This window comes from Rhodanobacter sp. Root627, from assembly GCF_001427835.1.
In the GTDB taxonomy this organism is placed as follows: Bacteria; Pseudomonadota; Gammaproteobacteria; order Xanthomonadales; family Rhodanobacteraceae; genus Rhodanobacter; species Rhodanobacter ginsenosidimutans.
This window is the reverse complement of record NZ_LMGW01000001.1, coordinates 862,413-886,254: the sequence shown is the minus strand read 5'-3', so window position 1 is coordinate 886,254 and position 23,842 is coordinate 862,413. Positions and strand designations below refer to the sequence as shown.

The 23,842-nt window shown below is 65.4% G+C and carries 26 protein-coding genes; 11 read left to right on the top strand and 15 right to left on the bottom strand.

Features of this window, described 5'->3' with window-relative positions:
* Positions 1 to 27: 27 nt before the first annotated feature.
* Genes ASD68_RS04220 through der form a run of 3 tightly spaced genes read left to right on the top strand, consistent with a single transcriptional unit; the run spans position 28 to position 3,317 of the window.
* Positions 28 to 678, top strand: coding sequence for a tetratricopeptide repeat protein (locus ASD68_RS04220; RefSeq protein ID WP_056079130.1), 651 nt, complete (start codon positions 28 to 30; stop codon positions 676 to 678).
* Between the two features lie 11 nt (positions 679 to 689).
* On the top strand, positions 690 to 1,892 hold the full coding sequence (gene bamB / locus ASD68_RS04215) for an outer membrane protein assembly factor BamB (protein WP_056603769.1): 1,203 nt from the start codon (positions 690 to 692) through the stop codon (positions 1,890 to 1,892).
* A gap of 21 nt (positions 1,893 to 1,913) precedes the next feature.
* Entirely contained in the window at positions 1,914 to 3,317 is a 1,404-nt protein-coding gene (gene der, locus ASD68_RS04210) for a ribosome biogenesis GTPase Der (RefSeq protein ID WP_056079124.1), read from the top strand.
* Positions 3,318 to 3,374: 57 nt separating this feature from the next.
* On the opposite strand, the gene ASD68_RS04205 is transcribed toward der, so the two are convergent.
* Entirely contained in the window at positions 3,375 to 3,938 is a 564-nt protein-coding gene (locus ASD68_RS04205) for a GNAT family protein (protein WP_056603766.1), read from the bottom strand.
* A 71-nt stretch (positions 3,939 to 4,009) separates the two neighbouring features.
* On the opposite strand from ASD68_RS04205, the gene folD reads away from it, so the two are divergent.
* The 4 genes from folD (at position 4,010) to tadA (ending at position 8,724) form a co-directional block, all read left to right on the top strand.
* Complete coding sequence (gene folD / locus ASD68_RS04200; RefSeq protein ID WP_007080973.1) at positions 4,010 to 4,879, top strand: bifunctional methylenetetrahydrofolate dehydrogenase/methenyltetrahydrofolate cyclohydrolase FolD; 870 nt, start codon at positions 4,010 to 4,012, stop codon at positions 4,877 to 4,879.
* Between the two features lie 84 nt (positions 4,880 to 4,963).
* Complete coding sequence (gene guaB / locus ASD68_RS04195; RefSeq protein WP_056079120.1) at positions 4,964 to 6,421, top strand: IMP dehydrogenase; 1,458 nt, start codon at positions 4,964 to 4,966, stop codon at positions 6,419 to 6,421.
* Positions 6,422 to 6,552: 131 nt separating this feature from the next.
* A complete protein-coding gene (gene guaA / locus ASD68_RS04190; protein ID WP_056079117.1) occupies positions 6,553 to 8,157 on the top strand; it encodes a glutamine-hydrolyzing GMP synthase in 1,605 nt (534 codons plus the stop codon).
* A 78-nt stretch (positions 8,158 to 8,235) separates the two neighbouring features.
* Positions 8,236 to 8,724 carry a tRNA adenosine(34) deaminase TadA gene (gene tadA / locus ASD68_RS04185; protein ID WP_056603763.1) on the top strand — a complete coding sequence of 163 codons (489 nt, stop codon included), beginning with the start codon at positions 8,236 to 8,238 and terminating at the stop codon, positions 8,722 to 8,724.
* 99 nt (positions 8,725 to 8,823) lie between these two features.
* Here the strand turns inward: tadA and ASD68_RS04180 are convergent, their stop codons facing one another.
* Entirely contained in the window at positions 8,824 to 9,336 is a 513-nt protein-coding gene (locus tag ASD68_RS04180) for a VOC family protein (RefSeq protein WP_056603759.1), read from the bottom strand.
* A gap of 298 nt (positions 9,337 to 9,634) precedes the next feature.
* Between ASD68_RS04180 and ASD68_RS16765 the strand changes: the two genes are divergently transcribed.
* Positions 9,635 to 9,811, top strand: a complete 177-nt coding sequence (locus tag ASD68_RS16765) for a hypothetical protein (RefSeq protein WP_156458328.1) — start codon at positions 9,635 to 9,637, stop codon at positions 9,809 to 9,811.
* A 23-nt stretch (positions 9,812 to 9,834) separates the two neighbouring features.
* Here ASD68_RS16765 and ASD68_RS17420 read toward each other — a convergent pair whose 3' ends face one another.
* Positions 9,835 to 10,374: a cold shock domain-containing protein gene (locus ASD68_RS17420; RefSeq protein ID WP_304437671.1), complete on the bottom strand. Its 540-nt coding sequence runs from the start codon at positions 10,372 to 10,374 to the stop codon at positions 9,835 to 9,837.
* 282 nt (positions 10,375 to 10,656) lie between these two features.
* Between ASD68_RS17420 and ASD68_RS04170 the strand changes: the two genes are divergently transcribed.
* The gene (locus ASD68_RS04170) at positions 10,657 to 11,076 is read left to right on the top strand and encodes a carboxypeptidase-like regulatory domain-containing protein (RefSeq protein WP_235577501.1); all 420 of its coding nucleotides are present in this window, start codon (positions 10,657 to 10,659) and stop codon (positions 11,074 to 11,076) included.
* 62 nt (positions 11,077 to 11,138) lie between these two features.
* On the opposite strand, the gene pcaD is transcribed toward ASD68_RS04170, so the two are convergent.
* The 11 genes from pcaD to ASD68_RS04115 form a co-directional block, all read right to left on the bottom strand.
* On the bottom strand, positions 11,139 to 11,990 hold the full coding sequence (gene pcaD, locus ASD68_RS04165; protein WP_056603756.1) for a 3-oxoadipate enol-lactonase: 852 nt from the start codon (positions 11,988 to 11,990) through the stop codon (positions 11,139 to 11,141).
* 8 nt (positions 11,991 to 11,998) lie between these two features.
* The gene (gene pcaF, locus ASD68_RS04160) at positions 11,999 to 13,204 is read right to left on the bottom strand and encodes a 3-oxoadipyl-CoA thiolase (protein WP_056603753.1); all 1,206 of its coding nucleotides are present in this window, start codon (positions 13,202 to 13,204) and stop codon (positions 11,999 to 12,001) included.
* On the bottom strand, positions 13,201 to 13,842 hold the full coding sequence (locus tag ASD68_RS04155; protein ID WP_056603750.1) for a 3-oxoacid CoA-transferase subunit B: 642 nt from the start codon (positions 13,840 to 13,842) through the stop codon (positions 13,201 to 13,203). Before ASD68_RS04155 ends, pcaF begins: the two co-directional genes overlap by 4 nt.
* Complete coding sequence (locus ASD68_RS04150) at positions 13,839 to 14,510, bottom strand: 3-oxoacid CoA-transferase subunit A (RefSeq protein ID WP_056603747.1); 672 nt, start codon at positions 14,508 to 14,510, stop codon at positions 13,839 to 13,841. Before ASD68_RS04150 ends, ASD68_RS04155 begins: the two co-directional genes overlap by 4 nt.
* A 49-nt stretch (positions 14,511 to 14,559) precedes the next feature.
* On the bottom strand, positions 14,560 to 15,333 hold the full coding sequence (benD, locus tag ASD68_RS04145) for a benzoate diol dehydrogenase BenD (protein WP_056603745.1): 774 nt from the start codon (positions 15,331 to 15,333) through the stop codon (positions 14,560 to 14,562).
* Complete coding sequence (gene benC / locus ASD68_RS04140) at positions 15,330 to 16,355, bottom strand: benzoate 1,2-dioxygenase electron transfer component BenC (protein WP_056603742.1); 1,026 nt, start codon at positions 16,353 to 16,355, stop codon at positions 15,330 to 15,332. Before benC ends, benD begins: the two co-directional genes overlap by 4 nt.
* A gap of 28 nt (positions 16,356 to 16,383) precedes the next feature.
* Positions 16,384 to 16,872 (bottom strand): benzoate 1,2-dioxygenase small subunit, encoded by a 489-nt coding sequence (gene benB / locus ASD68_RS04135; protein ID WP_056603740.1) that lies wholly within the window; start codon positions 16,870 to 16,872, stop codon positions 16,384 to 16,386.
* Entirely contained in the window at positions 16,869 to 18,227 is a 1,359-nt protein-coding gene (locus tag ASD68_RS04130; protein WP_056603737.1) for a Rieske 2Fe-2S domain-containing protein, read from the bottom strand. The genes benB and ASD68_RS04130 overlap by 4 nt, the downstream gene beginning before the upstream one ends.
* 90 nt (positions 18,228 to 18,317) lie before the next feature.
* Positions 18,318 to 19,256, bottom strand: coding sequence for a catechol 1,2-dioxygenase (catA, locus tag ASD68_RS04125; protein ID WP_056603735.1), 939 nt, complete (start codon positions 19,254 to 19,256; stop codon positions 18,318 to 18,320).
* Positions 19,257 to 19,319: 63 nt separating this feature from the next.
* Positions 19,320 to 19,616: a muconolactone Delta-isomerase gene (catC, locus tag ASD68_RS04120; protein ID WP_056079082.1), complete on the bottom strand. Its 297-nt coding sequence runs from the start codon at positions 19,614 to 19,616 to the stop codon at positions 19,320 to 19,322.
* Between the two features lie 3 nt (positions 19,617 to 19,619).
* Positions 19,620 to 20,810 (bottom strand): muconate/chloromuconate family cycloisomerase, encoded by a 1,191-nt coding sequence (locus ASD68_RS04115; protein WP_156458327.1) that lies wholly within the window; start codon positions 20,808 to 20,810, stop codon positions 19,620 to 19,622.
* A gap of 160 nt (positions 20,811 to 20,970) precedes the next feature.
* On the opposite strand from ASD68_RS04115, the gene ASD68_RS04110 reads away from it, so the two are divergent.
* The gene (locus ASD68_RS04110; protein ID WP_056603729.1) at positions 20,971 to 21,900 is read left to right on the top strand and encodes a LysR family transcriptional regulator; all 930 of its coding nucleotides are present in this window, start codon (positions 20,971 to 20,973) and stop codon (positions 21,898 to 21,900) included.
* Positions 21,901 to 21,910: 10 nt separating this feature from the next.
* Positions 21,911 to 22,915: a glutathione S-transferase family protein gene (locus ASD68_RS04105; protein WP_056605155.1), complete on the top strand. Its 1,005-nt coding sequence runs from the start codon at positions 21,911 to 21,913 to the stop codon at positions 22,913 to 22,915.
* Positions 22,916 to 22,996: 81 nt separating this feature from the next.
* Here ASD68_RS04105 and ASD68_RS04100 read toward each other — a convergent pair whose 3' ends face one another.
* Complete coding sequence (locus ASD68_RS04100) at positions 22,997 to 23,821, bottom strand: isocitrate lyase/phosphoenolpyruvate mutase family protein (protein WP_056603726.1); 825 nt, start codon at positions 23,819 to 23,821, stop codon at positions 22,997 to 22,999.
* Between the last annotated feature and the right edge of the window lie 21 nt (positions 23,822 to 23,842).

The following is a 23,842-nucleotide window of genomic DNA, read 5'->3' as shown; positions in this document are numbered from 1 at the left end:
GGGCGCGGACTTCCGAAGGATTTTTGCATGGCATTTGACGCATACGACGACTACGAACAGAGCGAGCTGGTACTGAAGTGGCTGCGCGAAAACGGCGCCTCCATCATCGTGGGCATCGTGATCGGACTGGTCGGTATCTTCGGCTGGCAGCAATGGCGCAGCCATCAGGCGCGCAGCCAGGGCGAGGCGGCGGAAATCTACCAGCAGCTGCAAACCGCGCTGGCTTCCGGCAAAACCAGTGCCGCGGATCAGCTTGTCGACAAGATGATGAAGGATTTCGAGAAATCGTCTTTCACCGTGTTTGCGGTGAGCGATCGCGCGCGCCAGCAACTGGAGGCCAACCAGCTGGACAAGGCCGAAGCCTCGCTGCAGTGGGCTGCCAGCCATGCCAGTGATGAGGCGCTCAAGTCGCTGACCGAATTGCGCATCGCGCGGGTCGAGTTGGCGCGTGACAATGGCGCGGCCACGCTGACGGCGCTCGACCGCATTCCTGCCGGGCAGTATCAGGGCCTGAGCCAGGAACTCCGCGGCGATGCACTGGTCAAGCTTGGGCGTATCGACGAGGCACGCAAGGCCTACCAGGCTGCGTTGTCGATACTGACCGAGGCAGCACCGCAGCGCGCCGCCTTACAGATGAAACTCGATGATCTGGCCGCGGCCGGAAAGCAGGGCGCATGAAATCCGGATCCATGAAACGACATTCGCTGGGCCTGCTCGCCATTGTGGCGACGTTTGCCATCGCCGGCTGCCATTCCTTCAAGAAGGAAAACATCCAGCCACCGACACCGCTGCCGGATGATTTCAAGCCGACGGTGCAGGTGGAAAAGTTGTGGAGCAACAGCGTCGGTGAAGGCGCTGGCGACAGTGGCGCGCGGCTGCGCCCGACCGTGGTCGACGGCGTGCTCTACGCCGACAGCACCGATGGCAAGCTGGTGGCGATGGATGCGGTCAGCGGCAAGAAGCTCTGGTCGAAAAGCTCGAAGACCCACGGCTGGTTCGGTTGGGGCGACAAGAAGCGCCCGGACGCGTTTTATGCGGGTGGCCCGGCGGTCAGTGGCGATCTGCTCGCCGTAGGCACGCTGGATGGCCACGTCTACGGCATCAACGCCAAGGACGGCAGCCCGCGCTGGGATGCGACGCTCAACTCCGAAGTGCTGGCCTCGCCGTTGATCAATGGCGGGCTGGTGCTGGTGCGCACCCAGGATGGCCGGATTTATGGTCTGGATGCCGGCACCGGCGAACGTCGCTGGGTGTACGACCAGGGTAGCGTGCCGCTGCTCAGTTTGCGTGGAAATGGCGCCTTGCTGGCTGCCAACGGCGTGGTGTTTTTCGGCACCGACGACGGCAAGCTGGTGGCGCTGCGCGAGGACAACGGCGAAAAGCTGTGGGAGCAGAAGCTCTCCACTGGCGAAGGCCGCACCGACATCGAGCGCCTGAATGACGCCGACAATGGCATCCTGCTCGACGGCACCACCCTGTATGGCAGCGCCTACCACGGCAACCTGGTGGCCATCGATGGCCCCAGCGGTCGGCCGCTGTGGGCCCACCAGTTTTCGACGACGGATGGGCTCGCGGTCAATGGCAACGCCATTTTTGCCGTGAACGACGAGTCGCAGGTCTGGGCGTTCGACAAGAACAGCGGCTCCGATATCTGGAAGAACGACGCGCTGAAGTACCGTTGGGTCACCGGCCCTGCCGTGCAGGGCAATTACGTGGTGGTGGGTGATCTGGAAGGCTACGTGCACTGGCTGCAAACCGGCGACGGCGCGCTCGCGGCCACCAAGCGGCTCTCCAGGAAAGCCATCCGTGCCCAGCCGCTGGTGGTGGGTGACATCGTTTACGTGGAAGACGTGGAAGGCCGCATCGGCGCCTACCGTCTGTCCGCGCGCTGATCCGGGAACCGACCTTCCATCATGTTGCCTGTCGTCGCTCTGGTTGGTCGTCCCAACGTCGGTAAATCAACCCTTTTCAATGTACTGACGCGCAGTCGCGACGCGTTGGTGGCCGATATGCCGGGGGTTACCCGGGACCGCCATTACGGCATTTGCCGCAGTGGCGATCGGCCGTTCGTGGTGGTCGACACCGGCGGCCTGTCGGGCGTCGAGGACGCCATGGATGTGCTCACCGCAAAGCAGGTGCGCCTGGCGATCGAGGAAGCCAACATCCTGGTCTTCGTGGTCGATGCCCGCGACGGGCTGCTGCCGCAGGATTACGTGATCCTTGGCGAGCTGCGCCGCAGCGGCAAGCCGATCATCGCCGTGGCCAACAAGACCGACGGGCTCGACGAGCAGGCCGTGCTGGCCGAGTTTTCCGCTTTCGGCGTCGCCACCACCTTGCCATTGTCGGCGGCGCACAATCGCGGCACCGATGACCTGATCCGCGTCGTGCTGCCGTTGCTGCCGGCCGACGAGGAAGACGCCACCGATGCCAACGGCGAGGATGGCACCATCCGCGTTGCCATCGTCGGCCGCCCCAATGCGGGCAAATCTACCCTGATCAATCGCCTGCTGGGCGAGGACCGGCTGATCGTGTCGGACGTGGCCGGCACCACGCGCGACCCGATCCGCGTGCCGCTGGAGCGCGACGGCAAGCGCTATACCTTGATCGATACCGCCGGCGTGCGGCGCAAGGCGCGGGTCGAGGAGGCGGTGGAGAAATTCAGCGTCATCAAGACACTGCAGTCGATCGCCGCGGCGCAGGTCGTGGTGGTGATGATCGACGCCCGCGAAAACCTGGCCGACCAGGACCTCACCCTCATCGGCTATGCGATGGACGAGGGCAGGGCGCTGGTCATCGCGATCAACAAGTGGGACGACATGGATCAATACCAGCGCGACGAATGCCGCCGCGCGCTGGATCGCCGGCTGGTGTTCGTCGACTGGGCCAAGCAGGTGCAGATTTCCGCACTGCACGGTTCGGGCCTGCGCGAGTTGATGCGCGCCGTGGTGCGTGCGCACGCGTCAGCGACCAAGGTGCTGGCGTCCTCCGACCTCACCAAGACGCTGGAAAAGGCGTACGAAAGCTATCAGCCGCCATTGGTGCACGGGCATTCGCCCAAGCTGCGTTTCGCGCATCCGGGCGGCAACAACCCGCCGACCATCGTGATCCACGGCACGCGCACCAAACACATCGCACCGGCCTACCAGCGTTACCTGGAAAACTTCTTCCGCAAGCGCTACAAGCTGGAAGGCACGCCGATCCGCATTGCCTTCCGCGAAGGCGAGAATCCGTACGCCGGCCGCAAGAAAGTACTGACCAAGGAACAGGAAAAGAAGGCGCGACGCCGGGTCAGCGACCTGATCAAGCGCACCCGCTGAGGTTGCGCCGCTCCACGGCGCCCTCGCAGCGCCAACCCGTCGAATGAGCCGCGACGCTTACGTCATGTCCGCGCGAATGAGTGCGTGCACGACGCCGTCCATCGGTTGCCCGCGCACCCACAACCGATGGCGGGCCAGGGTTTCGAACGTCGCACCGATGTTTTCCGCAGTGCGCCGGCTGGCGCCATTGTCGGGCAGGGTGACGATCTCGATCCGGATCAATCCCAACTGCTCGAACCCGAAACGGGCAACCAGCGATGCGGCACGCGCCGCGATGCCTTCACCTTGCCGCGATTGGCGCACCCAGTAACCCAGGTTGGCGCTGCGATGCATCGGGTTGCGTTGATTGAGCCCGACGCCGCCGAGCAATTCGCCGTTGCGATCGTCAAACACCGCGAAGGCAAAATCCTCCGCATTCGCCCAGCCTTGTTCGCAATAAGCGACCCACGCGCGCGCATCATCCAGCGAATAACTGGCGTGGCACCAGGGCAGCCAGCGGCCCACCGTGGACAGCGAGCTCTGCGCGGCGTCACACAACGCCCGGGCATCGCGCGATTGCCAGGGGCGCAGGTGCAAGCCCTTGCCGTCGAGTTCGATGGGCGGCGCGGTCCCGGCAGGCATCCAGGCTCCCTTTTGTTTGTGTGCGTGTCGGCTAGCATCGATAATGCTTGCCTTTATCGACAGGCACGATCATGAGCGCACGCATTCTCGACGGCAAACGTATTGCGCAGGAATTGCTGGGGCGCATCGGCCGTCGCGTTGCGGCGCGCAAGGCACTCGGCTTGCCGCCTCCGGGCCTGGCGGTGATCCTGGTGGGGACGGATGCCGGCTCGCTGGTGTATGTGCGCAAGAAGCGCGAGGCCTGCGATCAGGTCGGGTTTCGCTCGTTCGCACACGACCTGCCGGCCGACACCACCCAGGAGGCCTTGTTCGCGCTGATCGACCGGCTCAATGCCGATCCGGAGGTGCACGGCATCCTGGTGCAGTCGCCGCTGCCGCCGCATATCGACGAAGACGCGATGGTCGACCGGATCGATCCGGCCAAGGATGTCGACGGCTTCCAGGCCATCAACGTGGGCCGCCTGGCATTGCGCCGTTTCGGCCTGCGCCCGTGCACACCCAAGGGCGTGATGACCTTGCTGGGGCACACCGATCGCCCCGTGCGCGGACAGCATGCCGTGGTGGTTGGCGTGTCCAATCACGTGGGGCGCCCGTTGGTGCTGGAGTTGATGATCGCCGGTTGCACCACGACCTGTTGCCATCGTTTCACGCAAGACCTGGAAAGCTTCGTGCGCCAGGCCGACATCCTGGTGGTGGCGGTGGGCAAGCCGGGGCTGGTGAAAGGCGACTGGATCAAGCCCGGCGCGGTGGTGATCGACGTGGGCATCAATCGCCTGGACGATGGTCGGCTGGTGGGCGATGTGGATTTCAAGGCGGCCGCGGAGCGCGCGAGCTGGATCACGCCGGTGCCTGGTGGCGTGGGTCCGATGACGGTGGCCACGCTGCTGGAAAACACACTGGAAGCGGCGGAAGCGGGCGCTGTTTCCACGCGATCCGCCTGAAAAAGGCGCGATGGTTGGCGAGCCATCTGGCGAGCAGCATGGTGGGACGCGTATAATTCCCTCTTTGCCAGCGGGACTTTTCGCATGCGCATCCTCGCCGAGGCCTTGACCTACGACGACGTTTTCCTGGTTCCGGGCCACTCCCTCGTGCTGCCGCGCGACGTCGACACCTCCACCCGGTTTACCCGCGACCTTCGTCTGAACATTCCCATCGTGTCGGCCGCGATGGACACCGTGACCGAAGCCCGCCTCGCCATCACCATGGCGCAGAACGGCGGCATCGGCATCATCCACAAGAACATGACGGCCGAGCAGCAGGCGGCCGAAGTTCGGTTGGTGAAGAAATTCGAGGCCGGCGTGATCCGCAGCCCGATCACCGTGAACCCCGAGACGTCCATTCGCGAAGTGCTGCGGCTGACCCATGCGCACAACATCTCCGGCGTGCCGGTGGTCGAGGGCAGCAAGCTGGTCGGCATCGTCACCAGTCGCGACCTGCGCTTCGAGCGCAAGCACGACGACCCGGTGCGCAACATCATGACCCGCGAGGACAAACTGGTGACCGTGCGCGAAGGCGCCAGCCAGGACGAAGTGTTGTTGCTGCTGCACAAGCACCGCATCGAGAAAGTGCTGGTGGTCAACGACGCGTTCCAGTTGCGCGGGCTGATCACGGTGAAGGACATCCAGAAAGCCCGCGACAACCCCAACGCGGCGAAGGATCACCACGAGGCGTTGCTGGTCGGTGCTGCCGTTGGCGTATCCGGTGACACCGAGCAGCGCGTGGCGGCACTGGTGGATGCCGGTGTGGACGTGCTGGTGGTGGACACCGCGCATGGCCATTCGCAAGGCGTGATCGATCGCGTGGGCTGGGTAAAAAAGAACTACCCGAACGTGCAGGTCATCGCCGGCAACATCGTCACCGGCGAGGCGGCGCGAGCGCTGCTCGACGTGGGCGTGGATGCCGTCAAGGTCGGCGTTGGCCCGGGCTCGATCTGCACCACGCGCGTGGTTGCCGGTGTCGGCGTGCCGCAGATCACCGCCATCGACATGGTTGCCACCGCGTTGAAGGACGAGATCCCGTTGATCGCCGATGGCGGCATCCGCTATTCCGGCGACATTCCCAAGGCACTCGCCGCAGGCGCTTCCAGCGTGATGCTCGGCTCGATGTTTGCCGGTACCGAAGAATCACCCGGTGAGGTCGAGCTGTTCCAGGGCCGTTCGTACAAGAGCTACCGCGGCATGGGCTCGATCGGCGCGATGGCGCTGGGTTCGAAGGACCGTTATTTCCAGGAAGAGGCCGACGCGGACAAGCTGGTGCCCGAGGGCATCGAAGGCCGCGTGCCGTATCGTGGCCCGCTGCGCAACATCATCCATCAGCTGATCGGCGGCCTGCGTGCCTCGATGGGCTATCTGGGCGCGGCCACGATCGAAGACGTGCGCAACAAGGCGCAGTTCGTGAAAGTGACCTCCGCCGGCGTCACCGAGGCGCATCCGCACGACATCCAGATCACCAAGGAAGCGCCGAATTATCGGCTGAATTCCTGAGTGTGCCGGGAATGGGGAATAGGGAATGGGGAATCGGTAGATCGGTTCCCTGCGCGTCATGGCCAGCGCTCGGGCTTGACGCTTTTCCCATTCCCGATTCCCGATTCCCGATTCCCTGCTGAAACGCCGTCATGACCGAATCCCGAATCCCGAATCCTCAATCCCGGCTCCACGACGACAAGATCCTCATCCTCGATTTCGGTGCGCAGTACACGCAGCTGATCGCGCGGCGCATCCGCGAGATCGGCGTGTATTGCGAGATCTGGGCGTGGGACCACGACCCGGCGCAGATCGCCGCGTTCGGTGCCAAGGGCATCATCCTGTCCGGCGGGCCGGAATCCACCACGCTGGCCGATGCACCGAAGGCACCGCAGCAGGTGTTCGATGCGGGCGTGCCGATCCTCGGCATCTGCTATGGCATGCAGACAATGGCCGCGCAACTGGGTGGCGCCACCGAAGCGGCCGAGGCGCGCGAGTTTGGCCACGCCAGCGTGGACATCATCGCGCCCAGCCGCCTGTTCAACGGCCTCAACGACCATCCGGGCGACCACAAGCTCGATGTGTGGATGAGTCACGGCGACCACGTCGCCACCGCGCCGCCCGGTTTCGTGGTCACCGGCCGCACCGCGCGCATCCCCGTCGCGGTGATGGAGAACGACGACAAGCGCTGGTACGGCGTGCAGTTCCATCCGGAAGTCACCCATACCAAGCAGGGCGAGCCCCTGCTGAAGCGCTTCGTCAGCGAGATCTGCGGCTGCGCCACGCTGTGGACGGCAGCCAACATCATTGATGACCAGATCGCCCGCGTGCGCGAGCAGGTCGGCGATGACCACGTCCTGCTGGGCCTGTCCGGCGGCGTCGATTCCTCGGTGGTGGCCGCGCTGCTGCACAAGGCCATCGGCGATCGGCTGACCTGCGTGTTCGTCGATACCGGCCTGCTGCGCTGGAAAGAGGGCGACCAGGTGATGGCCACGATGGCCGAGCACATGGGCGTCAAGGTCATCCGTGTCAACGCGGCCGATCGCTATTTCACGGCGCTCGAAGGCGTGGCCGATCCCGAAGCCAAGCGCAAGATCATCGGCGGGCTTTTCATCGAGATCTTCGACGAGGAGTCGGCAAAGATCACCGCCGACGGCAGCAAGGTGAAGTGGCTGGCGCAGGGCACGATCTACCCCGACGTGATCGAGTCGGCCGGCAGCAAGACCGGCAAGGCCCACGTCATCAAGAGCCACCACAACGTCGGCGGCCTGCCGGCGCACATGAAGCTGAAGCTGGTCGAGCCACTGCGTGAACTGTTCAAGGACGAAGTACGCCGCATCGGCGTGGCGCTGGGCCTGCCGCGCGCGATGGTCTATCGCCATCCGTTTCCCGGCCCGGGCCTGGGCGTGCGCATCCTGGGAGAAGTGAAACGCGAATACGCCGAACTGCTGGCGCAGGCCGATGCCATCTTCATCGACGAGCTGCGCAAGGCCGACCTGTACGACACCACCAGCCAGGCGTTCGCCGTGTTTCTGCCGGTGAAATCGGTGGGCGTGGTGGGCGATGCGCGCGCCTACGAATGGGTGATCGCGCTGCGCGCGGTGGAAACCATCGACTTCATGACGGCGCACTGGGCGCACCTTCCGTACGCGTTTCTTGGCACGGTTTCCAACAGAATTATCAATGAGTTGCGTGGTGTTTCTCGCGTCGTTTACGACATCAGTGGCAAGCCGCCTGCCACGATCGAGTGGGAATAGTAAAATCAGTCACTTGCACGCATCCGAGGAGGCCGGCAACTTGCCGGCTTTCTCATGTATGAACCACAATGCATTGAAATGACTGACGAAAGCCCTGAAACCCCAAGTGCATTTTCGGCGGCCGACGTCCGGCATATGCGTCATGCCCTGCAACTGGCCGGGCATGCCCGCGACGCCGAGGGCGAGGTGCCGGTGGGTGCGGTGCTGGTGCAGGGGGACGAGGTCGTCGGCCTTGGCTGGAACCGCAACATCACCCTGCACGATCCGACCGCCCATGCCGAAGTGATGGCCATGCGCGCGGCCGGCGAGAAACTGGCCAATCACCGACTGACCGGCGCCACGCTGTACGTCACCTTGGAGCCGTGCGCGATGTGCGCGATGGCGATGATCCACGCCCGGCTCGGTCGCGTCGTCTACGCGGCGATCGATCCCAAGACCGGCGCTGCCGGCAGCATGTTCGACACCTTGGTGGACGCCCGCCACAACCATCGCATCGAGGTATCCGGTGGCCTGCTGGCCGAGGAATCGGCCAGCATGTTGCGCGAGTTCTTCCGCGCCCGCCGCTGAGCGGTTGGATTTGTTCAACCTGTCGAACCGCCCATGCATCGCCGGACGCGCGATAGAGGAAAACCACAGGAAGTGGTTTTCCTCACAGACTCTGAGCGATCAATCCGCCGCGACGGTGGCCAGGGTTCCGTCCACCGGGTTGTAGGCATGGCTGTCGAGCAACTGCAGCGGCATGCCCCACGGCGACTTGAAATCGAGCACCATCCGGCCCGCCAGTGAACCGGAGGTCAGTCGGTGCGGCGAACCATTCACCGTGGCGCCCGCACGCCGCAGCCACTCGCCGCCATGCCGTACGTCGTCGGAGACGAACCGCAAGGGCTGGCCCGGCGTGGCGGAGGCGTCGCCGTTGTCGAACAGTTCCACGATGGAACCCGTGTCGCAGGACAGCAAACGGGAGGTGGCCGGCTTCTTCGTGAAGCTCGGACCGATCACGCGGCAATCCAGCACGTCCTGGAAGAACGTGACCGCCTGTGCCAGATCCGGCACGCCAACCCGCGCGTAGCCTGTGCCGTACAGCGTGGCCGCGCGGACACCCGGCGACGCGATCGCCGCGAAGGCGAGGACGAACAACAACAGCGTGGGCAATAGCCTTGAAGATAGTGATTTGCGCATGGCGCGGCACTCGAATGTGCGTGAGTGCCGATAGATGGGCACCGGCGAGGCCGGGCAAAACCCCGCAAATCGCGCCCAAAGTGTTTCGCTATGCGAACAATCGTTCCCTGCCGGTGTAGCGCTTCGATCACCGGGCGGAGCAGGGGGCTGGTTGATGCCGGCGCCGATTTGTTCGCGACGGGAAACGCTTTGATCGCGTGGCGAATCGTTGATTCCAGCGGTTTCGCGCCGATATCTGGACACACAGAGAACACGTCATGCGCCGTTGTCACAGCGGCTCTTACCGGGAAGAACTTCGATGAAACGTCATCTATCCAATCTGTTGCAGGGCAAGCGCTCCGAATTCGATGGAGCGGCTCCCGCCGCTGCACCGGCGTCCCGCCGCGCGGCGACCACCATGCCGGTCGAATTGAACGGCTACGACTGGTTGCGCCGGATCAAGCATGCGCGCGTGGTTCGCGCCGTCAACGCCTAGAACGTTGGCGGTGCGGGCCGCCATCAATCCGACCAACTGGCGCCGCACCACTGGCTTTCGCACGGTTCACCGTCGCCATCGCCATCCATCTGCGTGCCAGGGCATTGCTTCAGGAAATAGGTCGCCTCGGCACATGAGGTCATCTGCGAGCAGCGGGTGCGGCCATCACAGTTGAAACTTGGCGCGGACGCGGGCAGGGCACGTGTCGCGGGCAACATGGGCTCCGCAGGCGCCATCTGTTTCGATGCAAACGACGCATAGCCATACCAGCCGATGGCGATCAGCGTCAGCAAACCCAGGATCGTGGTTAACGCGCCGGAGCGACTCGTCGCCGACGGTACATCGCGTGTCGCCCGACGCACGGTATTGTTGTTTTTGCCGGGACGCATGATGCGGACGGCGCGTTTTTTCCCGTCCTCTCGAAGGTCAATCCCGAACGATACGAATTCGCCGATGCGCGGTCGGATGCCGTCGCGCGGGAATGCGGAAACGTGGACGAAAACTTCTTCCGCACCTGCCGCCGGTTCGATGAAACCGAAGCCACGATCGTCATTCCATTTCACCAGCGTTCCGTGCGTTCGCATGTGTGTGGCTTCCATTGTTTCGTGATCGCGGCAAGCGCCGACAGATCGTCCGGCGAGTCGTGGATATCGTCAAGCAACGCCTTCGTCCTCCCCCATACGTCATGTACTGTTCGTGACCTCTGACCCTTCGTGGAAGGTGTTTGCGCGACATACGCTGCGCGCGTCGATCTGGTTCCGGTGACAGTGATTCCATCGGCAGCAGATCGACACTTCAACTCCGCATGAGCTGGTTGCCAACCCCATGGCGGCTCATCCCCACGCATGGAAAACAAGAAGGAAAATCCCATGAACCATTTCAGCTCTCCCTCTCCCCGTCGTTCCCATCAGCGCGTCTCCTTCCGTGGCCTGGCGGTTGCGGCTGTCATCGGCATCTGCGGCATGGTGGGATCTGTCGCTGTCCAGGCGCAGGCCACCGCGGGCCACATCTTCGGAAAGGCACCGGCGGGCGACACCGTGCGGGCAAAAAGCACGACCAACGGCATGCAGCGTCACGTCGAGGTGGACGAAAAAGGCCGCTATATGCTCAGCTCGCTGCCGGTGGGTGTTTACACGGTAACGCTGGAGGAAAACGGCAAGCCCGTGGTCAAGCACCTTAATGTCGGCGTCATCGTGGGTCGTGGCATCAAGGTCGATTTCGATTGCAAGCAAGGCGATTGCGGCCAGCTTGCCAACACCCAGTGATGTGAGTGGCGTGGCCGGCGAAGGTCATGCCGGACCGTAACCGGTCACGCTGAGTCGTATCGTCACGAAGTGCCCGGCACCGAAAGGCGCCGGGCACTCGCGCTTCTATCGCGGGATTTGTCGATATTCCCGCTGTCAGGTGACACCAGAAAATCCTGCAGCGCGGCGTTGAATTCCTGCGCCGATTCGATGTTCACGATATGGCGACCGGGCAGGGACAGATGGCTTCCGTTGACCACGCCGCCGGCTATGGCCTGCAGGTCGGTCGGGGTGCACACCGGATCGTCATTGCCGGAGATCGCCAGCAGCGGTGTTTCTATCCGCCCCAGTTCCGCTCGCAGGTCGGTGCCCGCCAGCGCAGCACAGCAACCGCGATAGCCGTCGACCGACGTTCCGGCAAAGCGCTGCAGGATGTCGCGGACCACCGCGGGGTGGGAGGCGTTGAAGGAAGGGGTGAACCAGCGTTCGGCGGTGGTTTCCATCAGCGGCGCCAGGCCGTGCTCGCGAACTTGTTCGCTGCGAGCCTGCCAGCTTTCGGGAGTGCTGATGCGGGCTGCGGTCGCGCAGACCACCAGGCGATCCACGCGGTCGCCGGCATGGATGCCCAGCCACTGGCCGACCATGCCACCGATCGACAGGCCACAGAAATGCGTGCGTCCGATCGCCAGTGAATCAAGCAGCGCAAGTACATCGCCGCCGAGATCGGCGATCGAATAGGGACCGGGCGGTGCGCCTGACGCGCCGTGGCCGCGGCGGTCGTAACGCAATATGCGGAATGTATTGGACAGCACGCCGACCTGCGCATCCCACATGTTCAGGTCCGTGCCAAGCGAGTTGCAGAACGTCAGCCACGGGCCGCGCTCGCCGTCGATGCGGTAGCGCAGGCGGTGGGTGGGGAGGTTGAGGAAAGCCATCGCGTGCCTCAGACCCGCTCGACAGCCAGCGCCAGGCCCATGCCGACGCCGACGCACAGTGTGGCCAGGCCGCGCCTGCCGCCGGTCTTTTCCAGTTGGTGCACGAGGGTCAGCGCCAACCGCGCGCCGCTCATGCCCAGCGGATGACCCAGCGCGATCGCACCGCCGTTGGGGTTCACGTGTTTCGCATCGTCGGGCAGGCCGAGTGCACGCATGACGGCCAGCGACTGGCTGGCGAAGGCTTCGTTGAGTTCGATCGCATCGAAGTCGCCAATCTGCAGGCCCAGCCGTGCCATCAGTTTCTGCGTGGCCGCGACCGGGCCGATGCCCATGACCCGCGGCTCCACGCCCGCGGCAGCCATGCCGAGGATGCGCGCGCGCGGGCGCAGGCCAAAGCGCTGGATCGCTTCTTCGCTGGCAATCACCAACGCGGCGGCGCCGTCATTGATGCCCGAGGCATTGCCGGCGGTGACAGTGCCGCCCGGGAACAGCGGCTTCAGTTTGGCCAGCGCTTCGGCGGTGGTGTCGGCGCGCGGGTGCTCGTCGATATCGACCCATTCGGTCTGCCCGCGCCGGGCGCCAGGCACGGTGACCGGGATGATTTCCTCGGCGAAGAAGCCCGATGCCTGCGCCGCCGCGGCGCGTTGCTGGCTGCGCAGCGCGAACGCATCCTGGTCGACACGGTTGACGTCGTGATCCGCGGCTACGTTGTCGCCGGTCTGCGGCATGCTTTCGGTGCCGTAGCGTGTGTCCAGGGCCGGGTTGACGAAGCGCCAGCCCATGGTGGTGTCCTCGAGCTGCTGGCCGCGCCCGTACGCCCGGTCGGCCTTGCCGATCACGAACGGGGCGCGGGTCATCGACTCCACGCCGCCGGCGATCGCCAGTTCCATTTCCCCCGTGTTGATCGCGCGCGCCGCCTGGCCCAGCGCCTCCAGTCCCGAGGCGCACAGCCGGTTGAGCGTCACGCCCGGCACCGAAGCCGGCAACCCAGCGAGCAGCAGGCTCATGCGGGCGACGTTGCGGTTGTCCTCGCCGGCCTGGTTGGCGCAGCCGTAGAACACTTCCTCGATCGCCGCCGGGTCCAGGCCCGGGTTGCGCTCCAGCAGGGCCTTGAGCGGCAGCGCGCCAAGATCATCGGCGCGCACCGCGGAGAGGATGCCGCCGTAGCGGCCGATCGGCGTGCGCACGGCATCGCAGATGTAAGCGTGGTTCATTCGATCATCTCCAGCGGCAGGTCGGTCAGTTGACGTACCTCGTCGAGGCTCACGCCGTCGACGAGCTCGATCACGCGCGCACCTTCGGGTCCAGGCGCGAACACGCCGACATCGGTGTAGATGCGCGACACGCAGCGCAGGCCGGTCAGCGGGTAGCTGCATTCGGCGACCAGCTTGCTCTCGCCCTTGCGCGTCTGCAGTTCCATCAGCACGAACACCTGCTTGGCACCGATCGCCAGATCCATCGCACCGCCCACGGCGGGGATGGCGTCGGGCGCGCCGGTGCTCCAGTTGGCCAGGTCGCCGTGCTGCGAAACCTGGAACGCGCCCAGCACGCAGATGTCCAGGTGCCCGCCGCGCATCATCGAGAACGAGTCGGCGTGGTGGAAATAGCAGCCGCCGGTAAGCAGCGTCACCGGTTGCTTGCCGGCGTTGATCAGGTCCGGATCTTCCTCGCCGGGCGCCGGGGCCGGGCCCATGCCGAGCAGGCCGTTCTCGCTCTGCAGGAAGATCTCCTTGTCCGCCGGCAGGTAGTTGGCGACCTGGGTCGGCAGGCCGATGCCCAGGTTCACGTAGGCGCCCTCGGGGATGTCGCGCGCCACCCGCGCGGCCATCTGTTCACGGTTCAAGCGGCTCATGACTTGCCTCCTGCAGCGACCACGCGGTGCACGAAGATGCCCGGCGTCACCACGGACTCGGGATCGAGTTCGCCCAGCGCGACCACTTCTGAAACCTGGGCGATGGTGCACTTGGCGGCCATCGCCATCAGCGGGCCGAAATTGCGCGCGGTCTTGCGGTAGACAAGGTTGCCCCAGCGGTCGCCGCGGTCGGCCTTGATCAGGGCGAAGTCGGCGTGGATGGGGTACTCCAGCACGTAGTGCCGGCCGTCGATCTCGCGTGTCTCCTTGCCGGCGGCCAGTTCGGTGCCGTAGCCGGTGGGGGTGAAGATTGCGCCCAGGCCGCTGCCCGCAGCGTGGATGCGCGCGGCCAGGTTGCCTTGCGGGACCAATTCGAGTTCGATCTCGCCGGCCTTGTAGGCGGCGTCGAAATGCCACGAGTCGGTCTGCCGCGGAAACGAGCAGACCACCTTGCGCACCCGTTTGTTGGCGATCAGCGCAGCCAGCCCGGCGTCGCCGTTGCCGGCGTTGTTGTTGATGATGGTCAGCTCGCGCGCGCCATGCGCGATCAGCGCATCGATCAACTCATCGGGCATGCCGGCGGTGCCGAAACCGCCGACCATCACGCTGGCGCCATCGGGGATGTCGGCCACCGCGGACTGCAGGGTCCAGGTCGTCTTGTCGATCATGGCTGTCTTGTCTCTCCTGTCGATGCGGAGTGGAGCGATGCCGGGGTGTTCATCCCAGATCTCCGCCCGCCACCGGCAATACGCTGCCGGTGATGTAGGACGCCTCGTCGGAGGCCAGGAACAGGATCGGCGCGACCTGCTCGGCGATGCTTCCATAGCGTTTGAGGAAACTGGAGCCCACGACCTGCGCCACGGTCTCGGCCATCCATGCCTGTTCGGCCGGGCTCTCGTCGACGGCGTTGCGCGGTATCCGGCGCGGCGGCGCATCCGTCCCGCCCGGTGCGGTCGCCACCACGCGGATGTTGCGATGCGCTAGCTCCATCGCCAGCGATTGCGTGATCGCATTGATCCCGCCCTTCGCCGCCGAGTACGGCACGCGGTGGATGCCGCGGGTGGCGTTCGACGACACGTTGACGATGGTGCCGCCGCCGCGCGCGAACAGGTGCGGCAGCGCCGCGTGGCAGCAGTACAGCGTGGGCATCAGCGAACGGCGGATCTCCGCATCGATCTGCTCCGGTTCGAACTCGGCATACGGGCGCATGCGGATTGCACCGCCGACGTTGTTGATCACGATGTCGATGCCGCCGAAGGTCGCCGCGGCGAACGCCATCGCCGCCTCGGCGCCGGCGTGGGTTTCCAGATCCGCATGGAAAGCGGCGCTCTCACCCTGCGCCTGGGCGGCCACCTCGCCGACGAAGTCCGCGCGGTCCACGAACACGACCTTGCCGCCCTCGGCCGCCGCGCGCAGGGCAACCTCACGGCCGATGCCCTGCGCGGCACCCGTCACGACCAGGACCTTGCCGGCGAAGCGCGGTGCGTTCATGCCGCCTTGTCCCGCGCCGGCGCGTTCGGCGTGAACTTCTCGTAGTGGAAGCTGACCGGCGTCACGCCGCAGTCGTCGAAGTGCTTGCGCACCGCATCGACCATCGGCGGCGGCCCGCACAGGTACACGTCGAGGTTGCCGTCGTGCAGCACCTCGGCCGGCATGTGCTGGGTGACCCAGCCCTTGCGCGGATGCGCGCTCGCGCCCTCGGCGACCACGGTGATGAAGTTGAAGTTCGGCAGCTTCGCCGCGTAGGCCTCGATCTGTTCGACCAGAACCAGGTCGGCGTCGCGGGTCACGCCGTAGATCATGTGCACCGGTTGGTCCGCGCCGGTGCGCGCCAGTGTCTCCAGCATCGACAGGAATGGCGCCAGACCGGTGCCGCCGGCCAGGAACAGTAATGGCTTGTCGACCTTGCGCAGGTAGAAACTGCCGAGTGGCCCGGTCAATTCCAGCGCCTGCCCCGGCTGGGCCTTGCCCACCCAGTCGCTCATCAATCCGTCGGGGATGCGTTTGATCAGGAAGCTGATGCGTCGCTCGCCCGGCGCCGAACTGAAGCTGTAGGAGCGGTGCTGGCCGCTGCCCGGTACGTCGATATTGACGTACTGGCCCGGCAGGAACGCCGGCGCGTCATCCGCCACGTCGAGCTCCAGCACGATCGCGGCGTCATTGTGCTGCTCGACCCGGGCGACCGTGGCGTTGAACTTCGCGTTGCCGGTCTTGCAGACGGTGGAATCCGCCGGCACCGCGATCACGCAGTCCGACGAGGGCACCATCTGGCAGGTCAGCACCAGGCCGTTGTCCTTTTCATCCTCGCCCAGGGCGTCGTCGATGTAGTCGTCGCCCAGGTCGTAGTTGCCGCTCTCGGCGCGGCACTTGCAGGTGCCGCACACGCCATCGGAGCAGTCCATCGGCAGGTTGATCCTGCTGCGGTACGCGGCGTCGAGTACCGTCTCGCCTTCCCGGCACTGGATGAAGCGGGTGACCCCGTCCTCGAAATTCAAAGCGATGCTGTGATTCATGTGGCCTCCTCGCAGGCAACGACACCTGTCAGACGTGGTAGATGTCGATGACCTGGCGGATGTAGTCGTTCTTCAGCACGATCTTCTTGCGGCTGATCAGGAATCCGTCGCCCGCCTTGCGCAGGGTGGCGAACACGGTGCCGAAGTACTGGTCGGTGACCTTGTAGCGGTGGCTGAGGGTGTGGAAGTTGTAGCGCAGGTCGACCTCGTCGCCGCGTTCTGCCAACAGTTCCACGTTGTGCACGCCGTGGCCGGTGCGTGGCTCGGGCATGGATGCGCTGGAGCGCTCGGTCTTGATCCGGAATACGCGATCCTCCAGGCCCGAGCGGTCGGGGTAATAGATCAGCGAGATCTGCGACTGCGGGTCCTCGGTCAGCTGGTCGTCGTCGTCCCATGCCGGCATCCAGTAGGTCACGTCCTCGGCGTACGTCAGCAGCCATTCGTCCCACTGGCGCTCGTCGAGCAGGCGCGCTTCGCGGTAGAGGAAGGCGCATATCCGCTGGTAGTCGAAGCTCATGCCGACACCTCTTCGCGCTGCCGTTCCAGTGCGTCGCGCATGACTTTCGCCCAGTACGCGTGCTGGCGCACGAACAAGCCTTCGTCCTCGCTGCGCTCGCCGGACAGCGAGGGGTTGAGGCCCATGCGCCTGGCGTTCTCGTCGGGGCCGTCGATCCATAGCGGCGCGCCGCGGCTCATGTCGTTCCACGCTGCCGAGGTGGCGGCGTAGCCGGCCTGGCAGGCGCGGAACTCCTCCATGTCGTCGGCGGTGCCCATGCCCGAGACGTTGAAGAAGTCCTCGTACTGGCGGATGCGCATGGCACGGTCCTCGGCGCTCTCGCCCCGGGGCGCGAAGCAGAAGATGCTGACCTCGGTCTGGTCGACGCTGATCGGGCGGATCACCCGGATCTGGGTCGAGAACTGGTCCATCAGGAACACGTTCGGGTACAGGCACAGGTTGCGGGTCTGGTTGACGATGAAATCCGCCCGGTCCGCGCCCACGCGCGCCGCGATCTCGTCGCGACGTCCATACACCGGCCGCACCTCCGGGTTCATCGTGCGCGTCCACAGCAGCATGTGGCCATGCTCGAAACCGTAGACGCCAGCCGTGCTCTTGCTCCAGCTGTTGGCGTCGACGGCCTTGGTGCCTTCCGCGTTGCGCCGGTTCATGGTCGCCGCATAGTTCCAGTGCACGCTGCTGACGTGATAGCCGTCGCAGCCGTTCTCCATCTGCAGCTTCCAGTTGCCCTCGTAGACGTAGGACGAGCTGCCGCGCAGCACCTCCAGTCCATGCGGGGACTGGTCGACGATCTGGTCGATGATCACCCGGGTCTCGCCCAGGTAATCCTCCAGCGACTGCACGTCCGGATCGAGACTGCCAAACAGGAAGCCACGGTAGTTCTGGAAGCGGGCGACGCGCCGCAGGTCGTGCGAGCCTTGCTGGTCGAACTGCGGCGGGTACTGCGTCGTCTTCGCGTCCTTGACCTTGAGCAGCTTGCCGTTGTTGGAGAAGGTCCAGCCGTGGAAGGGGCAGGTGAAGCTGCCCTTGTTGCCGCGCTTGCGCCGGCACAGCATCGCGCCCTTGTGCGCACAGGCGTTGATCACCGCATGCAGCTCGCCCGATTTGTCGCGGGTGACGATGACCGGCTGGCGGCCGATGCTCGTGGTGTAGTAGTCGTTGTTTTCGGGGATCTGGCTTTCGTGCGCCAGGTAGACCCAGTTGCTCTCGAAGATGGCCTCCATCTCGAGCTCGAACAGGTCGGCATTGGTGAAGATGTCACGGCGGCAGCGGAACACGCCCGCGTCCTTGTCGTCCTGCACGGCCGTGGCGAGCAGTTGGTCGAGATCCCGGGCTTTGTCGATCACTGCGGACATGACGGTCTCCTGGAGTATTCCGATGACGCCCCTTGGGGCATGGGAGGATGACGTGGCCGCTCGGCGGCGTGCAGTCGCCGAGAGGTTTGCTCAGCCGGCCGCGCGCACGCGGGCTTCGTTGATCTGGTTGTCGACGCCGTCCACCAGTGCGCTGAGCCGGAAGTCGAACGCGATCTCGGAGAACGGGCCTTCCATGCCGGCGGCCTTGATAGCCGCCGCATCGGTGTGCCCGATCGCCTCGGCCACGAGTTCGTCGCGGGTGGCGTAGGCGAAGTCGTCGTTGACCAGCGGATCACCGGCCAGGTTGATCTGGGTAGTCAGCTTGCGATGCCCGTCGGCGCTGATGAAGAAGTGGATGTGCGCCGGACGCTGGCCGTGGCGGCCGAGCGCGCTCAACAACTGCTCGGTCGGGCTGCCCGGTGGCACGCCGTAGCCGCAGGGCAGGATGCTGCGGAAGCGGTACTGGCCCCGCTCGTCGGCGATGATCGTGCGGCGCATGTTGAACGGCGCCTGCTTGCCGGTCGGGTCGAAATGCGAATAGAAGCCGCGGGTGTCGCAGTGCCACACCTCCACCTTGGCGCCCGGTGCCGGCTTGCCGCTGGCGTCGTATACGGTGCCGTGCATGACCAGCGGCTGGCCGTCGGTGTCGCTGCCGTCGTCCAGCCGCGCATAACCCTGCTCGACCGGTGCGCCGGCCACGTACAGCGGCCCCTCGATGGTGCGCGGGGTGGGGTTCTCCACGCCGATCGCAGCGTCCTTGGCGTCCAGGCGCAGGTCGAGGAAGTGATCCAGTCCCAGCCCGGGGGAGATCAGGCCAGCCTGTCCGGCGGTGCCCAGCGCGTTGAACCAGGCGACCGCGGTCCAGTACTCGTCGGGGGTGATGTCCAGGTCGTCAATGGCCTTGTACAGGTCCGACATCAGCCGGTGGATGATCTGCTTGGTGCGCGGATCGCCATCCTGCTTGTCCAGCCCGGCGACGGTTTTCAGGAAATCCTGCACTTCGGTGGTTTCGAAGATCTTGACGCTCATGGTTCCACTCCTCTCGAGTTTGCGTTGGCGGCCCCGGGCTCCTCGCGGAAGCCCCGGTCGCTGCTATTCCTGGCGGTCGTCCTCGCGGACCGACGACGGGTGCCGGCACAGCGGGGTCACCGCGATCCGCATGTAGGGGAACAGCGGCAGCCCGGTCAGGAGCTCGTGCAGTTCCTCGTTGCTGTCGACATCGAAAATGCTGTAGTTCGCGTACTCGCCGACGACGCGCCAGATGTGGCGCCACTTGCCGCTGCGCTGCAGCTCCTGCGAGTACGCCTTCTCGCGCGCCTTGATGTCGTTGGCCACGTCGGCCGGCAGGTCGGCGGGAATCTGGACGTCCATTCGTACCTGGAAAAGCATGGCTTAACCTCCCTTGGTGGTGGTGTCGGCGAGGCTCACCGCGCGCGTGGCACGGTCACGGCAGAAGAACTGCACGCGGTCCTCGTCCAGGCTGATGCCCAGGCCAGGGCCGGCGGGTACGGTGAGCTGGAAGTCGCTGTAGTCCAGCGGCTCGGTGAGAATTTCCTCGGTCAACAACAGCGGGCCGAAAAGTTCGGTGCCCCACTGCAGATTGGCGAAGGTGGCGAACACATGGGCCGAGATGACGGTGCCGACCGCGCCCTCGAGCATGGTGCCGCCGTACAGTTCGATGCCCGCGGCGTCGGCGATCGCGGCAACGTGCTGCGCGGCGTACGCGCCGCCGGATTGCTCCAGCTTCACCGCGAACACGTCCGCGCCGGCGACCTTCGCCAGCTCGAATGCCGAGCGCGGCCCGTGCAGGGATTCGTCGGCCATCAAGGCGACCGGGAAACGCCGCACCAGCCGCGCCAATGCGCCGGCGGTGGCCACCGGTTGCTCGACCAGTTCGCAGCCGGCATCGGCCAGGGCGGCGATGCCGCGCACGGCCTGCAATTCGCTCCAGGCCATGTTGACGTCGACCCGCACCGCGGCGCGGTCGCCCAGCACGCGCTTGATCGCGGCGACGTGGGCGACATCCTCGGCCACGGTGCGCGCGCCAATTTTCAGCTTGAACACGTTGTGACGGCGCAGGTCGAGCATCCGCTCGGCTTCTTCGATATCGCGCGCGGTATCGCCGGAAGCCAGCGTCCACGCCACCGGCAGGCGCTCGCGGCGACGGCCGCCCAGCAACTCCGACACCGGCAGGCCGGTGCGCTTGCCGTGGGCGTCGAGCAGGGCGGTTTCGACCGCGCTGCGGGCAAAGCGGTTGTCCTTGATCGACCGGTCCAACTGCGCCATCAACGCCGGCACGCGGGTGGCGTCGGCGCCCTTGAGCAACGGCGCGAAATAGGTGTCGACCGCGAGCTTCATGCCCTCGGGGCTCTCGCCGCCGTAGGCCAGCCCGCCGATGGTCGTGCCTTCGCCGACGCCGACCGCGCCGTCCGAGCAGTGGATGCGCACCAGCATCAGGGTCTGGCCGTTCATCGTGGCCACCGACAGTCGGTGCGGGCGGATGGTCGGCAGGTCGAGCAGCACGGTCTCGATGCGCTCGATCGTGGCGGAAGGATGCATGGCGGGGGCAGGGGAGAGTTTCATCACGATTCGGTTATCGGCTGTCCGCACCCTTGCCGTCCAACACTGAATAACTCTTCATGAATACCTTGAAGGTATAGTCATGCCGAAACGGGCGCCACGTGGCCGCTTCGAGCCACGCCTGAGTTCATTCAGGGTATGAAAACTTAACGGTAGATCAGCCATGGACCTGCGTCAGCTGCGCTATTTCATCGCCGTCGCCCGCGAGCGCAACTTCACCCGCGCTGCCGAAAAGCTGCATATCGCCCAGCCGCCGCTGAGCCGCCAGATCCAGCTGCTGGAGGAGGAATTGGGCGTGACCCTGATCTCCCGCGCCAGCCGTCCGTTGCGGCTTAGCGATGCGGGCAAGTTGTTCCTCGAACAGGCCCTGCAGATCCTCGGCCGCGTAGAGCAGATGAAGGTTGCGACCCAACGCGTGGGGCATCAGCAGCGGCGTGTTTTCTCGATTGGCTTCGTCGCCTCCACCCTGTACGGCGGCGTCCCCGCGCTGGTGCGCGAGCTGCGCAAGCACGCCCCGGAGCTGGACATCCAGTTGGTGGAGATGATGTCGGTGCAGCAGATCGAGGCGCTCAAGACTGGCCGTATCGACGTCGGCTTCGGCCGCATCCGCCGCAACGACGCGGCGGTCGAACGCACCGTGCTGCGCGAGGAGCGGCTGGTGCTCGCCGTGGCGCCGGGCAGCCGGCTGGCCGACAGTGATGCGCCAGTGGCGATCGCCGAGCTGGCGGACGAGGACCTGATCGTCTACCCGAAAGGCCAGCACCCCTCATTCGCCGACCAGGTGCTGGCCCTGCTGGAGGATCACGGGGTGCGGCCTGGAAACGTGCACGAGGTCAGCGAGATGCAGATCGCGCTGGGCCTGGCCGCGGCTGCCACCGGTATCTGCGTGGTTCCGTACACCGCCAGCCTGCACCGCAAGGATCTGCATTACCGCGTGATCGCCGACGAACACGCGACCTCGCCGATCATCCTCAGCCACCGTCGCGATGACGACTCGCCTTACATCGTGTTGATCAAGCAACTGGTACAGGAGTTGTACGCGACGTCACCGCCTTGGCTCGGCCCGGCAGGTGGCAACCTGCACACGCGATGAGGAGACCATCATGGGATTGCTGGTAGACGGCAAGTGGCACGACCAGTGGTACGACACCGGCAGCACGGGCGGGCGTTTCGAACGCTCGGCAAGCCGGTTCCGCAACTGGGTCACCGCCGACGGCAGCGCCGGGCCATCCGGGCAGGACGGTTTCAAGGCGGAAAGCGGTCGCTACCATTTGTACGTGTCCTACGCCTGCCCGTGGGCGCATCGCGCACTGGTGATGCGGGCGTGGAAAGGCCTGGAAAAACACATCGACGTATCCGTGGTACATCCGTTGATGCTGGAAAACGGGTGGGAACTGCGCACCGACTTCGAGGGTGCCACCGGCGACCGGCTCCATGGCTTCGACAAGCTGTACGAGCTTTACCTGAAAGCCGACCCGCACTACAGCGGCCGGGTGACCGTACCGACGCTGTGGGACAAGCAGCGCGAAACCATCGTCAACAACGAGTCGTCGGAAATCATCCGCATGCTTGGGACAGCCTTCGACGGCATCGGCGCGCGGGCGGGCGATTACTATCCCGACGACCTGCGCGCCGCCATCGACGCCATCAACGCGACCGTGTACGACAACGTCAACAACGGCGTCTACAAGGCCGGTTTCGCCACCAGCCAGGAAGCCTACGACGAGGCGGTCGCCGCGCTTTTTGCCACGCTGGAATCACTCGAGCAGCGCCTGGGGCAACACCGCTACCTGGTCGGCAATACGCTGACCGAAGCGGACCTGCGCCTGTGGACCACACTGGTGCGCTTCGATGCGGTGTACGCGACGCACTTCAAATGCGACCGCAAGCGAATCCGCGATTACCCCAACCTCGAGGGTTTGCTGCGCGACATCCATCAGCTGCCTGGCGTGGCCGATACCGTGTGGATGGATCACATCCGCCACCACTACTTCCGCAGTCACAAGACGCTCAACCCGTACGGCATCGTGTCGATCGGCCCGGTCCCCGCGTTCGACGCTCCGCATGACCGCAATCGGCTGGGCGAACGGGAGGTCCGGGGCGCCTGAAACGCTCGGCCACTGCAGATACCCGGCCGGATCGGTTGCGACCCAGCGCCCGGGGCATGGCGTCGTACGACGAGCGCGGCGTTACTGTTGCCTGGCCTCGATGCCGTCGAACAACTTGTTGATCACGCCGTAATCCAGCGCCTTGCCGGGTACCGGGTTGCCCTCGCCGTGGTGCAGGAAACTGCTCGTGAGCCCGGCCACGCAATCCAGGGTCGCTATCGAAATCGACGCTCCTGCACTCAGCCGTCGCACACCCAGGGCGGCCAGTTCCGGGACGCCGGGCAGGCCAGGCCGGCTCATCACATTCAACGGCAACCCCGCGTTCGCGACGATGCGGCGGATGTCGTCGGCATCGACCACGCCGGGCACGAACAGGTTGTCGGCGCCGGCCGCGCGATATCGCGCTGCGCGGGCGAGCGTTTCCTCGACGCGCCGATCGTCGCTGGCGAGGCCACGCAAATAGACGTCCGTACGGGCGTTGACGAACAGGTCCACGCCGCGCTGGGCCGCCATGCGCTTGATCCGCTCGATCTTGCTGGCGAGCAGGTCGGGACTGTCGGCGCCATCCTCGATATTGATGCCGACCGCGCCGGCGTCGATCACGCGGGCGACGTTGTCGGCGACAGTCGCGGGATCGCTGGCGTAGCCGTCCTCGAAATCGACACTGAGCGGCACGCGGATGACGCGGACGATATTGGCGATCGTGGCGATCGATTGCTGCATGGGTAAGTGGCTGCCATCGGCGTAACCGTTGGCCCAAGCCACACCGGCACTGGTGGTGGCGATGGCCTTGGCGCCGAGACTTTCAATCAGCCGGGCGCTACCGGCGTCCCACGCGTTGGCGAGCAGGAGCAAGCCGTGCTGATGCAATTGGCGGAAGGTGGCTGCGTGATTGATCGCTGTCATGGGGATGGCTCCGGAGTGAGT